The organism is Flagellimonas aequoris, from assembly GCF_003584165.1.
In the GTDB taxonomy this organism is placed as follows: Bacteria; Bacteroidota; Bacteroidia; order Flavobacteriales; family Flavobacteriaceae; genus Flagellimonas; species Flagellimonas aequoris.
The window spans coordinates 30,767-43,772 of record NZ_QXFJ01000009.1 but is presented as its reverse complement, the minus strand read 5'-3'; the positions used below and the strand labels follow the sequence as shown (position 1 = coordinate 43,772).

The 13,006-nt window shown below is 44.7% G+C and carries 8 protein-coding genes; 4 read left to right on the top strand and 4 right to left on the bottom strand.

The genetic code is table 11. The features are described 5' to 3' along the window. Positions 1–18: 18 nt before the first annotated feature. Genes D2U88_RS02955 through D2U88_RS02940 form a run of 4 tightly spaced genes read right to left on the bottom strand, consistent with a single transcriptional unit; the run spans position 19 to position 4,584 of the window. Positions 19–1,245, bottom strand: coding sequence for an ABC transporter permease (locus D2U88_RS02955; RefSeq protein ID WP_119638814.1), 1,227 nt, complete (start codon positions 1,243–1,245; stop codon positions 19–21). After that, the gene (locus D2U88_RS02950) at positions 1,242–1,988 is read right to left on the bottom strand and encodes an ABC transporter ATP-binding protein (RefSeq protein ID WP_119638813.1); all 747 of its coding nucleotides are present in this window, start codon (positions 1,986–1,988) and stop codon (positions 1,242–1,244) included. Before D2U88_RS02950 ends, D2U88_RS02955 begins: the two co-directional genes overlap by 4 nt. 8 nt (positions 1,989–1,996) lie before the next feature. Next, positions 1,997–3,247, bottom strand: a complete 1,251-nt coding sequence (locus tag D2U88_RS02945; protein WP_119638812.1) for an efflux RND transporter periplasmic adaptor subunit — start codon at positions 3,245–3,247, stop codon at positions 1,997–1,999. Between the two features lie 5 nt (positions 3,248–3,252). After that, a complete protein-coding gene (locus D2U88_RS02940; protein WP_119638811.1) occupies positions 3,253–4,584 on the bottom strand; it encodes a TolC family protein in 1,332 nt (443 codons plus the stop codon). Positions 4,585–4,947: 363 nt separating this feature from the next. On the opposite strand from D2U88_RS02940, the gene D2U88_RS02935 reads away from it, so the two are divergent. The 4 genes from D2U88_RS02935 (at position 4,948) to D2U88_RS02920 (ending at position 13,005) form a co-directional block, all read left to right on the top strand. Further along, on the top strand, positions 4,948–6,222 hold the full coding sequence (locus D2U88_RS02935) for a ribonucleotide-diphosphate reductase subunit beta (RefSeq protein ID WP_119638810.1): 1,275 nt from the start codon (positions 4,948–4,950) through the stop codon (positions 6,220–6,222). A gap of 2 nt (positions 6,223–6,224) precedes the next feature. After that, positions 6,225–8,015: a ribonucleoside-diphosphate reductase subunit alpha gene (locus tag D2U88_RS02930; RefSeq protein ID WP_119638809.1), complete on the top strand. Its 1,791-nt coding sequence runs from the start codon at positions 6,225–6,227 to the stop codon at positions 8,013–8,015. 214 nt (positions 8,016–8,229) lie between these two features. After that, positions 8,230–8,577 (top strand): hypothetical protein, encoded by a 348-nt coding sequence (locus D2U88_RS02925; protein WP_147378508.1) that lies wholly within the window; start codon positions 8,230–8,232, stop codon positions 8,575–8,577. Between the two features lie 285 nt (positions 8,578–8,862). Continuing rightward, positions 8,863–13,005 (top strand): T9SS type B sorting domain-containing protein, encoded by a 4,143-nt coding sequence (locus tag D2U88_RS02920; RefSeq protein ID WP_119638807.1) that lies wholly within the window; start codon positions 8,863–8,865, stop codon positions 13,003–13,005. The last annotated feature ends 1 nt before the right edge of the window (position 13,006 follow it).

Sequence of the window (13,006 nt, the reverse complement as noted above, 5' to 3'; positions counted from 1 at the left end):
CTCCATGTTATGTTCGGGTTATTCATATCGTAAAGCAGATATTGGATCAAGGGCAGATGCTTTTCTCGCTGGGTACCATCCAAAGAAAATCCCTGTAATAGCACACACGGCAAAGGAAATGATTACGGAATAGGGGGTAATGATGGTAGGCCATCCCAATACGCCCTGGATGAACAAGGTGGCCCCAAAACCGAGCAACACCCCAATGATCCCACCGGTAACACTGATCAGCACGGCCTCTATCAAAAATTGTAATAAAATATCGGCCCCTTTGGCCCCAACGGCCATTCGAAGTCCTATTTCCCGTGTTCTTTCTTTGACCGAAACGTACATGATGTTCATGATTCCAATGCCACCGATCAACAAGGAAATACTGGCTATGGCCACTAAGAGCACGGTCAGCATTTCACTGGTGGAACTGAACGTGGAAATGAGTTCATCCATGGAAAAAACGTTGAAATCATTATCATCATTGCTGCCAATGTGATGTTGTTCCCGCAAGATAGTAGTTATTTCGTCAACCGCAGCTTCGGCCTCTTCCTCACTTACGGCAGATGCCACAATGGACTGAATGTAGTCGATGGCCAAAATACGTTTTTGGACCGTGGTATAGGGAGCTATGATGATGTCATCTTGATCTTGGCCAAAGTTACTCTCTCCTTTTTCTTCCAAAACCCCAATGATCTTAAAAGGAATGCTGTTGAAACGGATCATCTTACCAATGGGATCTTCCCCGTTCGGGAATAGGTTTTCCACCACGGTCTTGCCTACCACGGCCACCTTGGCGGCAGATTTCACCTCTGCACTGGTAAACATACTTCCTTCGGAAAGCTCCCAGATCTTAATGTCCAGATATTCTGGGCTTACTCCATAAATGGAAGTCGGCCAGTTGTTGGCCCCATTGATGGACTGTCCGCTGCCATTTACCTGTGGGGTAACGTAGGACAATAGCGTGGCTTTTTCTTTTAAGGCCTCATAGTCTTCCAATTTCAAGGATTGCATTTCACTGCCTCCCATGCGTACCCCGCCCCGCATATCGGCACCGGGCCGGATATTAATCATGTTGGATCCCATTTTGGAGATTTCATCCTTGATGCTTTTTTTGGAGCCTTCACCGATGGCGAGCATGGCAATGACCGAGGCCACCCCGATGATAATGCCCAGCATGGTGAGCAAAGTCCTCATTTTGTTCAAGACGATGGCCTTGAGTGCTATTTTTATCAGATTTAAGATCCTGGTTTTCATTCTTCGTCTTCTTTAGGCAGAGTAGCCAGTTCCCTTGCAGCATCATTGACGTTGGTGTTCATTTCGTCCTTAATGACATGACCATCCTTTAAAATGATGGTTCGACTACTAAAGGCAGCAATATCCGGTTCATGGGTCACAAAGGCTATGGTTTTTCCTTTTCTGTTGAGTTCTTGGAACAATGCCATGATTTCATAAGACGTTCGTGTATCCAAGTTTCCTGTGGCCTCATCCGCTAAGATGATGACCGGGTCGTTTACCAATGATCGTGCTATGGCCACCCGTTGTTGTTGCCCGCCCGATAATTGAGCAGGGGTGTGATCCATTCTATCTTCCAGCCCTACCATCTTTAAAGCTTCGCTAGAACGCCGGTGACGTTCTTCGGGTGAGATTTTACTGTTATAGATCAATGGGAGTTCCACATTTTCAATTGCGGTGGTCCTTGGTAAAAGATTGTACGATTGAAAAATGAACCCGATTTTCTCATTCCGGATGGTGGCAAGTTCATTCTTGTTGAGTTGGGCCACAGGTACCCCATCAATCAGATAACTGCCAGAAGTAGGATTGTCCAAACAACCCAAAATATTGAGCATGGTACTTTTTCCGGAACCACTGGACCCCATGATGGTCACGAATTCACCTTCGTGGATATCGAGTGATACGCCCTTCAGGGCATGTACCACTTCCTCTCCCATTCGGAAATCACGCTTCAGATCGTTTATTTCGATGATTGTTTTTCCCATGGCCGTTTTTAGCTCTTCTTGTTGTTCCTTCCTGGTGGTTTGGGCATAAAAGGGCTACCACTGTCTTGGGCCGCTTGTACTTCACCCGATTGTACCGATTTTAAGCTGTACACCAATTCATCGCCTTCTTCAACCCCGCTAATAATCTGTACGTTGACTCCATCGCTGGCCCCAAGCTCCACTTTTCTGGGGACTATGGATTGGTCTTTTTGGAGTACCCATAGCATGGTGGCGTCTTCTTGCGGTGGATCGTCATTACCAGGTGCATTATTGGGCCCATTGCCTGGCCCTGGGCGTTTGGATTCAATGCCCTGTTGTTCTTCATAGGCCATCAAAAGCGGCATGTTAGGATGAAAGTTTACGGCCTTGGCCTCTGCGGTGAGCACATCCTTGAGTTCCAAGGTATAGATGGAAATGGTGGCGGTAAGTCCTGGCTTCAATTTCAAATCGGGATTGTCCGCTTTGATGACCACGGTATAGGTCACTACGTTTGAACTTACAGTGGGATTCAGCCTCACTTGTGTCACTGTTCCGTTAAAGATTTCTCCTTGATAGGCATCCACGGTGAAAGTTACGCGCTGGCCTTCTTCCACTTGGCCAATATCGGCTTCATCCACATCGGCCTCTACCTGCATTTCCTTTAAATTTTTGGCAATGGTGAACAGGGTAGGGGTGCTATAACTTGCGGCCACGGTCTGCCCTTCGTCCACATCACGGGATAGGATTACCCCGTTTATGGGCGAGTAAATGTTCGCATAACCCAAATTGGCCTGTGCTTTTTGTAAATCGGATCGCTTTTGGACTACGGCACTTTTGGAGGCATTGAATTCGTAAAGGGCATCATCGTAGTCTGCCTTACTGAGCACTTGATTCTCATAGAGGGTCTTTTGTCTTTCGTAAATGTTCTTTTTGTAGTCCCTTTCGTTTACGGCATTGTCATAGGCAGCCTGGGCTTGTTCAAGCGCAGCTTTTAGGTTGGTCTTGTCCAGTTCGGCAAGCAGTTGTCCTTCGGTGACCTCGCTGTTGAAATCCACATAGATTTTTTCTACCACACCGGAGACCTGCGTACCCACATCCACTTGGGTGGTGGCCTCAATGGTACCCGTTGCAGTGACCATGGTGGTTACATCACCCTTTTTGGCAAGGACGGTTTCCACCTGAATTTCTGAAACATTATCAGATGAAAATGCCATATAAGCTATAATGGTCAAGCCAATTACAGCACTGATACCCAATATCAATTTGGTTTTTTTCTTCATTGGATCTATAATTTAATTTCGTTTCCTTGGTAAAAATCGAGTAGTTCGTTGTACAATATCCCCATGTACTTGGCTTGGAGATAATTCAATTGTGCATTGGTGTAGGTATTCTGGCTGATGACCAAATCCGTGGTACTCAATGCGTTGAGTTCGTATTTTCGTTGCGCCAATTTGTAGGACTCCTGGGCGGCCTCGCTGGCAACTTTGGCGGCTTCTATCTGTTCTTGGGCAGATTGGGCATTTTGCCATGCCGTTTCAATTTTTTGGTAGAGCGATTTTTTAGCTGTTTGCAATTGTAGCTTGGATTGCTCTATCCCAATCTTGGCGTTGGCAACTTGTGCCTTGTTTTGATATCGAGAGAAAATGGGAACTGTTAGTGACAGTCCTATCCTTTGGTTAAAGTTGACATCCAACTGATCTGTAAAAGTGAGGTCATTGGTACTGGTGTATCCAGAACCAAGACTTCCGGTCAAGGAGAGCGTTGGCAAAAACCCTCCCTTGGCAATATCCAAGTCTTTCTCGTTGATGGTGGTCCCAAGTTCCGAAGCCTTAATTTCTGGCAAGGTTCCGATGGCATTTTGGTACACATCCAATTTACTGGGTACGGCCTGGCCTTCCAACAAAGGATTGTCCAGAGATGCTATCTCGAGTTCCATGGAAGGGTCCAATTCCAACAATTGTTTCAAGACAATTATTTGTTGGGCATAGCTGTTCTTGGCACTGATCAAGTTGGTTTTGTTGGTGGCAGCCTGTGACAGTGCGTCGGTATAATCGATCATGGTAATGGTGCCTGCATCCAATCTTGCCTTGGCTCTTTCAACTTCTTTTTCGGAGGCAATCACATTGTTTTGTGCCACTTCCATACTTTCCTTATTGTATAGGATCTGCAAGTAGGCCTCCAGAATACTTAAGGAGATGTTGTTCTGGGCCTCTTCCACATAAAGTTCGTTCTGTTCCACCATTAATCTGTTCTGTTTTACGGTATTGCTCAACTGGCTTCCGTTATAAAGGGTTACCGAAGTACTCAGCCCCAAATTGGTGGCCTTGATCTGTTGCGACACAAAATCACTGGTGATGGGATCGATGGTGGAACCCCATGAAAAATTTTGGGAAGCGCTACTGCTCAAATTAGGGAGTTTGGCATATTTGGATTGGGTAAGGTTTACCTCCGAGCTGTTTTTTTCCAGCGCTGCCTGTTTTATGGTAATGTTGTTTTCCAGTGCATAGGAAATGCAATCTTCCAGGGACCATACTTTTTTTGTGGATAAGGAATCGGGTTCCTGTGCACTCAAAAAGAGTCCCATGAAAAGAAACAACACGGTTGCCTGAATCTTCATTGCGATACATTTTGATTCAAAATTCGGGCAATCACCAATGCTATTTTATAGGAATAGACGTAGTACGAAAAGCATTCTACGAACCCACTTTTTTAATCGACAGGATTAAAAACATCATGGATTTTTAGAGCAATAAAGATTTGGGTGTTAATAACCTTGTGGAAAAATCTTCGGGTCGTATGACACCTATCAGATTTTTTTCAGAGGCTCGATTTTACGTTTGTTCCCATGATTTTTTTAGCCTGAAAAAAGTGAATGTTGATAAAAGTGTTGAGAACCTAAATCGGGCGATGTAAAATCAAAGTAAAGAAAATATGAATTTTACAATCGAGCTATATAACACAACTCCAAACAATTTTCCGCATGCAAATTTCTCATATCACTAAAAGGGATTTTAGTACACAGACTTTTGATTTACACAAGATTACAAATGCCATCCTGAAAGCCATGACAGCTGTTGACCATGGTCAGATCAACGATGCGCAAAACATTGCCAGCAATGTTGAAAAGACATTGTTGGAAAGAAAAAATTTGGACGCGCACTATGTGCCAACCGTCGAAGAGGTACAGGACGTAGTGGAGAATGAACTCATGAACAGTGAGTTCCACGATGTGGCCAAAGCCTATATCATTTATAGGAACAAAAGGGCCCAAATGCGCGAGACCGATATCTTTGAAAAGCGTATCAACCTAAAGCCTTATGAGTACCCTCAACTATATGAATATGTGCCTGCCATTCGCCACTCCTATTGGATCCATACCGAATTCAACTTTACCAGCGATATCCAGGATTTTAAGTCGGGGTTGACAGATGTGGAGCGTAGTGCCATCAAGAATACCATGTTGGCCATTTCACAGATCGAGGTGGCCGTAAAATCCTTCTGGGGTGATATTTACCACCGTTTGCCCAAACCTGAAATCGGTTCCGTTGGGGCCACTTTCGCGGAAAGTGAGGTGAGGCACCACGATGCCTATTCCCATCTTTTGGAAATCTTGGGCTTGAACCAGGAATTCGAAAACCTGAAGAAAAAACCGGTGATCATGAAAAGGGTGCAGTATTTGGAGACTGCCCTTAAAAATGCCAAAAGCGAGAACAATCAGGAATATGCGGAATCTATTTTGCTCTTTTCATTGTTCATAGAGCACGTTTCCCTGTTCTCCCAGTTTCTGATCATCATGGCCTTCAACAAACACAAAAATGTATTGAAGGGAATCTCCAATGTGGTGGAGGCTACCTCCAAAGAGGAACAGATCCATGGCGATTTTGGTATCGATGTCATCAACATCATCAAAAAAGAACGCCCAGAGTGGTTTGATAAGGAATATAACAGCATGATTCAAGAAATCTGCGAAAACGCATTTGAGGCCGAAAGCAAGATTGTGGATTGGATCTTTGAGGAAGGTGAATTGGATTTTCTGCCCAAGGCAGTGGTGAACGAATTCATCAAGAACCGCTTCAACAATTCATTGGAAAGCATCGGTATTCCGAAAATTTTCGAAATCGACCAAAAATTATTGGCCCAGACCGAATGGTTCGACGACGAGATCATTGGAACCAAACACGGAGACTTTTTTGTAAAAAGATCCATCAACTATAGCAAGAGAACACAAAGTATAACCAGCGACGACCTTTTTTAATTATGGAGAACAAAACAAACGTACCCCACATTACTGACCAAAAGATAGACAAGACCCAAGATCTTATCAACGCCAGAAAGGATACTTTGGCAAAAGCAAAGACAAAGGAAGAACAGGGCGGATTTGAATGGTTGAACGAATATAGCCGCCAGTTTTTGGCATCGGGCTATCTGACCGAAGGAGTGACACCCGAGCAACGTATCCGTGAAATTGGGGATCGTGCCGAGCAGATATTACAGATGCCTGGCTATTCCGATAAGTTCTACAACTATATGTCCGAAGGATATTTTTCCTTGGCATCGCCTGTATGGTCCAACTTTGGGAAAAGACGTGGTTTGCCCATTAGTTGTTTTGGTTCGCATATTGATGATGATATGGGAAATATCTTGTATACGCAATCCGAGGTAGGGATGATGTCCAAATTGGGTGGTGGTACCTCTGGGTATTTTGGGAAAATCCGTCATAGGGGTGCGCCTGTAAAGAATAATGGTCAGGCTTCCGGTGCGGTGCACATTATGCAATTGTTCGAATCCATGGTAGATGTGGTAAGTCAAGGGTCGGTGCGTCGCGGCCGATTTTCCCCATACCTGCCCATTGATCATAAGGATATCTTAGAGTTCTTGGAAATCGGTACCGAAGGGAACCCCATTCAACAATTGACCCACGGCGTTACCGTAACCAACCAATGGATGGAGGAAATGATTGCTGGTGATGTGGACAAAAGGACCGTTTGGGCCAAAGTGTTGCAGCGAAGGGGAGAGATGGGATATCCATATGTCTTCTTTTCCGATAATGCCAACAATGGCGCAGTAGACGTGTACAAGGACAAGGACCACAGGATCCATGCCAGTAACCTTTGTACCGAAATCATGTTGCCATCTAATGATAACTGGTCTTTTGTATGCGTGTTGTCCAGCATCAATGTGTTGCATTATGACAAATGGAAAAACACGGATGCCGTGGAGACCATGGTATATTTCTTGGATGCCGTAATCACCGAATTTGTTGAAAAACTGGAGGCGTTTCGGGATTCCTCCGATCGTGATGATAGGCAAACCTTCTTGTTCATGGAAAGGGCCTACAACTTTGCCAAGGAGAACCGTGCCTTGGGATTGGGTGTATTGGGTTGGCACTCTTTGTTGCAATCCAAGCGCTTGGCTTTTGATAGTCAGGATGCCTATAACCTGAACAGTGAAATTTTCAGGACCATCAAAGAGCGTTCCTACAAAGCTTCTGGCGAATTGGCCGAGCGTTTTGGTGAACCCGAAGTGTTGAAGGGGTATGGCAGAAGAAATGCGACCTTGAACGCCATTGCCCCAACCACTTCCTCAGCTTTTATTTTGGGTCAGGTTTCCCAAGGAATTGAGCCGATTTGGTCCAACTGTTATGTGAAGGATATCGCCAAGATCAAGGTGACCATCAAAAACCCATATTTGATGGACCTTTTGGAAGAAAAAGGACAGAATACCAACGAGGTTTGGAAAAGCATCCGCGATATGGACGGTTCGGTACAACACTTGGATTTCTTGACCGAGGAAGAAAAGGCTGTGTTCAAAACGTATTCTGAGCTAGATCAGTTGGATATTATTTACCAAGCTGCCAACAGACAGAACCATATTGATCAGGGGCAATCGGTGAACATCATCGTACACCCCGAAATGCCGACCAAGGAAATCAACAAGATCCATGTAACAGCATGGAAGCTTGGATTAAAGTCGCTTTACTACCAACACAGTATGAACGCTGCACAGAAGTTCAAGCAAAAAAAGGAATGCACCAGTTGCGAAGCGTAACTAACTACAACCTAAACCAAAAAAGAGGCCGTATTATCGTGGCCTCTTTTTTTTCTAAAAACCCTAGACAAAATCACTTCTACGTTATATTCCATTTAAAATCCTGTTTGGTTTTCATTGGGAAATCCCCTTTTTGGATTAACTAATATTTGACATGGAAATTGGTCATTTTAACAAATAATTATCTATCACCGAAATTGAAATATTTATATTTTTGCGACTATTAATTGATAATATCGTAAAATATATGGCCTATAATTTTTATATTACTTTTTTAATGATGATTTTGGGAGCTTTCTTTGCCTATGGCCAAGAAGATATTTTAACAGGACCAAGGGCTAAAAATAGAAAGCCATGGAAGAACCCAAAACCACAATCCATATGGGTAATCAAAGATCATGACCATAAGCCGATAATGGGTCCATTGGCAAAGAACCGAAGGCCATTTGAGGATGTCTGTGAGACCATGCCCATTGTTTTTAGGGAAAGACGAAAACTAACCGGTGGTCTGGCAAAAAACGCACGTCCAGAGAGAGGAAATTATTGGGAACCAGAAAAGTAAAATTCTTAAAAAGCTATTCAATCCTTTCAAAACATAAAGCTCGTCAAATTGGCGAGCTTTTTTTATGGTAATCTATTTGTAATCAATGGTTTTGCATAAGAATAGAATCTGAGTTGATTGTCATGGCCCAACAAAAGGAATCAAATTAAAAGGTTGGCTTTCATCGTTTATCCGATGTTTCACAACATTTGATCGCCGTAATACAACATAACTTCCCATTTTACGGGCGTTCTTGATATGTTTGGGTATGTCTTACTACGTAAGGACAACCTCATCAACTAAACTATGAACAAACCCCAACCCCGGAAAAAACCATGCAATTTCCTATTGGCCTTTCTTTTTCTGTTCGCTTTCATGCAAATGGGGTATGGGCAATTGTGCTCCGTTGATGCAGGTCCCGATCAAACTTTGACACAGGTTTCCCCAGTTTTTTTGAATGCCTCACCTCCCCTGGTGGGTACAGGTACATGGACGCAGTTATCTGGCCCGACCATTGTGGGTTTTGCAGATGCGAGCGACCCGACCACGGAAGTAACGAATACGGTACCCGGCACTTATATTTTTGAATGGACCGTTTCCGATGCTACTTGCGATACCAATTCTGATACAGCTGCCGTTTCCATCATTGGAGTGGACCTTCAAATAGAAGCCTTGGCAAGTGATATTTCACCCGAAATTGGGGATGTGGTCACTTTTACCATCAACCTGAGCAATTTGGGAGATGTGGATGCCACTGGGGTTTCCGTAAGCAACTTGGTTCCAAGTGGATTTGGGAGCGTAACGGCAATCGATAATGGAGGTTCGTACAGCGCTATTACCGATAAAGTTTCTTGGATAGGACTTTCGGTTCCTTTGGGCACCAATACGGTATCCCTATCCTTCAACGCTACAGTATTGACCCCCACGGGCACTTCGGGTGAGTTTACCCATATTGCGGAAGTAACGGCTGCCAATCAGTTTGATTTGGACAGTACCCCGAACAACGATGATGGCGACCAAAGCGAAGATGATGAAGCTACTGTTACGGCCGCCCCTTTGCAGGCAGACCTATCCTTGACCAAATCGGTGGTGGGCAATATCCTTAACCCTTTTGTTGGGGACCAGATAAGTTTTGAAATTTCCGTGACCAACTCCGGCCCCGATGATGCTACGAATGTGATTGTTGTAGATCAGTTGTTGTCCGGATTCAGTTTTGATTCATACACCGCAACCGCGGGGACTTTTAACGCTGCCAATGGATACTGGCAAGTGGGCACTTTGAACAATGGGGCCACCGAAACTTTGGTGATTAGCGTAACGGTCAATCCAACGGGTATTTATACGAATACCTCTCAAGTAATCGCTTCCGATGCCTATGATTCGGATTCCACTCCAGCTAATGGGGTTTCTTCCGAGGATGATCAAGGGGATGTGACCGTGGCACCAGAGGAGGTAATCGACCTTTCCCTGACCAAGCAAATTGACAAATCTCCACCTTTGGTGAGTGATAATGTGAGATTCACCTTAACGGTGACCAATGATGGCCCAAGTGATGCCACATCAGTTGAAGTGACCGATTTATTGCCTTCAGGCTACACCTATATTTCGGATAATAGTGGTGGTAGCTATGACGTGGTGACAGGAATTTGGAATGTAGGCACTTTGGCCAATGGAACATCGCAAAGTTTAAATATTCTGGCCAATGTAAATGCGAGCGGTAATTATATCAATGTTGCAGAAATCATCGGACATGACCAAACTGATGTCGACTCTACCCCCAATAATAATGTGCCCGGTGAAGATGATCAAGATGAAGTGATAGTGGTTCCAAATCCGATAGTGGATATTTCAGTGACCAAAACGGTGGATGAATTTATTCCTGAAGTAGGCGCGGAGATTGTGTTTATGGTAACCGTCACCAATGATGGCCCCAGTGATGCCACCAATGTTGTGGTAACAGATGCGTTGGCTTCTGGATACCAATTTGTGAACGCCGTGGCCTCAAACGGAACATATAATGCTTCCAACGGGTCCTGGACTGTGGGCAGTTTGCCAAATGGGACTTCTGAAACGTTGGATGTCACAGTGGAAGTGTTGCCAACCGGAATCTATTCCAATACAGCTGAACTGACCAACGTTACCGAGGACGATGTAGATTCTACCCCAGGAAACAATAGTGAGACCGAAGATGATCAACAGACCATAACACCGATTGTAGTGCCCGTTTCTGACCTGTTATTGCGCAAATCCGTCAATGTGTTGAGTCCTTATGTGGGGCAAGAGGTCATTTTTACCATCAGCATCACCAATTATGGACCCAGCGATGCCACGGGCGTGGAAATCATCGACCAACTCCCCACAGGATATTCCTATGTGTCACACAGTTCAACAGCAGGAACGTATAGTGCAGCAACAGGCATGTGGACGTTGAACGGCACCTTGGTGGATGGCAATACGGAAACCCTGAACATCGTGGCAACGGTCAATCCGGATGGGGACTATTTCAACGTGACAGAAGTGGTTGCTTCGGATAATCTGGACCCCAATTCCACCCCGAACAACAACAATTTCTTTGAGAACGATCAAGATAATGCGGGAACCACACCCATTCCTTCGGCTGATTTAAATTTGGATGTTTCCGTGGACAATACCACACCCGATGTAGGCACCAATGTCACTTTTATCTTGACCTTGTGGAATGAAGGACCCAGTGATGCCATTGGGGTCATGGTGGAAAATAGGTTACCATCAGGGTACACCTTTATTTCCGAGGATTCCGGAGGGTCGTTCAACCCAAATAATGGGCGTTGGAATGTTGGAAATATTGCGGCAGGTGATCAATTGCAGTTGAACTTGATGGTTCAAGTAAACCCTTCGGGAGATTATAACAATATTGCGGAAGTCATTGCGGCCATACTTTACGATTTGGATTCCACCCCCAATAACAATGTGCCTTCTGAGGATGATCAGGATGAACAGGCGACCAATCCAAGGCATGTGACCGACATTTCTGTGACCAAGACAGTGGATAATATGAATCCTGATGCAGGCGATGAAATTCTGTTTACCATAGTAGTGACCAATGATGGTCCCAATGATGCGACAGGCTTGGTGATAGAAGATCAATTGCCCAACGGATACAATTTTGTGTCTGCAACTACTACATCCGGAATGTATGATGAAATAGCCGGGTCATGGGATTTGCCCAATTTGACCAACGGCATATCGGAGACACTCCAAATTAGAGCGATTGTTTTATCCAGTGGGGAGTACAAGAATACAGCCGAGTTGATTGCGTTGGACACCTATGATCCAGATTCTACCCCGAATAACAACCTAAGTTCCGAAGACGATCAAGATACCGTGATACCCGTTCCACAAGGGTTGTCGGACTTGTCTCTTTCCAAAACCGTGGATGATGCATCCCCGAATGTAGGCGATGTGGTAAGGTTTGTGGTCAGTGTAACCAATCATGGGCCAACCAATGCTTCCGGGGTGATGGTGACCGACCTATTACCGCAAGGGTATAGCTATCAATCCCACACTTCTACTGCTGGGGTTTATAATCCCAGTTCTGGAATATGGAACATCAACCGGACCATTTTAGATCAAGATACGGAGAGTTTGGAAGTCTTGGCCGTGGTAAATGCGCCAACCGGTGTAGAAGATGAATATGTGAACTATGCGTACATCACAGCAAGCAATTTTATGGATCCCGATAGTGATCCTTCCATTGGAGTGGAAGCCGATGACCTTTCGGATGGTATTGTAGATGATGATGAAGCCAGTGCCTTTGTCATTCCTCAAACCACAGACATGGCCCTTACAAAAACGGTGGACAATATGTCCCCCAGCATGGGCAATGAAGTGGTGTTCACTATAACAGCGACTAATCAAGGCAACGTTCCGGCCACCGTGATCGGTATTGAAGACCAATTGCCTTTGGGATATCAATTGGTAAGTTCTGTAGCGTCTACAGGTACATATGATGATTCAGGTATTTGGGAGATTCCAATGTTACAACCAATGGAAACGGCTACGTTGGAAGTCACCGCCAAAGTCTTGGATATTGAAGATTATGTGAACACGGCAAGTTTGGCCTATGTGGATCAGTGGGATACGGATGATTCCAACAACTTTGCTGTGGCCTATGTGGTGCCCACTTGCTTGGTGGTCTACAACGAGTTTTCACCCAATGGCGATGGGGTCAATGACTATTTCAAAATTGATTGTATTGCCCAGTACCCCAATAATTCGTTGCAGGTGTATAACAGATGGGGGAATATTGTATTTGAGACCCGCTCCTACAAAAATGACTGGGATGGCACACCCAACGGTCGGGCCATTGTTCAAAAGGAGGATCAACTTCCGGTAGGGACATATTACTATGTATTGGATTTGGGTGACGGATCGGAACCACGAACGGATTGGTTGTATATAAACAGATAAG

Coding starts and splice junctions, on each gene's coding strand:
- D2U88_RS02955 (WP_119638814.1), bottom strand. CDS start 1,245: ATGAAAACCAGGATCTTAAATCTGATAAAAATAGCACTCAAGGCCATC.
- D2U88_RS02950 (WP_119638813.1), bottom strand. CDS start 1,988: ATGGGAAAAACAATCATCGAAATAAACGATCTGAAGCGTGATTTCCGA.
- D2U88_RS02945 (WP_119638812.1), bottom strand. CDS start 3,247: ATGAAGAAAAAAACCAAATTGATATTGGGTATCAGTGCTGTAATTGGC.
- D2U88_RS02940 (WP_119638811.1), bottom strand. CDS start 4,584: ATGAAGATTCAGGCAACCGTGTTGTTTCTTTTCATGGGACTCTTTTTG.
- D2U88_RS02935 (WP_119638810.1), top strand. CDS start 4,948: ATGCAAATTTCTCATATCACTAAAAGGGATTTTAGTACACAGACTTTT.
- D2U88_RS02930 (WP_119638809.1), top strand. CDS start 6,225: ATGGAGAACAAAACAAACGTACCCCACATTACTGACCAAAAGATAGAC.
- D2U88_RS02920 (WP_119638807.1), top strand. CDS start 8,863: ATGAACAAACCCCAACCCCGGAAAAAACCATGCAATTTCCTATTGGCC.